This window comes from Pseudomonas sp. SIMBA_068 (assembly GCF_046534705.1).
Lineage (GTDB): Bacteria > Pseudomonadota > Gammaproteobacteria > Pseudomonadales > Pseudomonadaceae > Aquipseudomonas > Aquipseudomonas putida.
This window is the reverse complement of sequence record NZ_JAWRYI010000470.1, coordinates 1-273: the sequence shown is the minus strand read 5'-3', so window position 1 is coordinate 273 and position 273 is coordinate 1. Positions and strand designations below refer to the sequence as shown.

The 273-nt window shown below is 63.4% G+C and carries 1 protein-coding gene; it reads right to left on the bottom strand.

The features are described 5' to 3' along the window. A partial coding sequence (locus SB756_RS30005) for an AAA family ATPase (protein ID WP_410913228.1) occupies positions 1-273 on the bottom strand: 273 nt, incomplete at both ends.

Here is a 273-nt window from a genome sequence, read left to right as displayed (position 1 = left end):
GGTGCGCGCTTCGAGCCAGTCCAGGCCCGGCTGAAGCAGGGCGATATCACCGCGAAAGCGGTTGATGACAAAGCCCTTGACCCGTGCCTGCTCACTCGGCGACAGCAATTCTAGGGTGCCGACAAGGTGCGCGAAGACCCCGCCCCGATTGATATCGGCCACCAGAATCACTGGGCAGTCCACCGCTTCGGCAAAGCCCATGTTGGCGATGTCGCCGGCACGCAGGTTGATCTCCGCAGGCGAGCCTGCACCTTCGACCATGACCACCGGGTA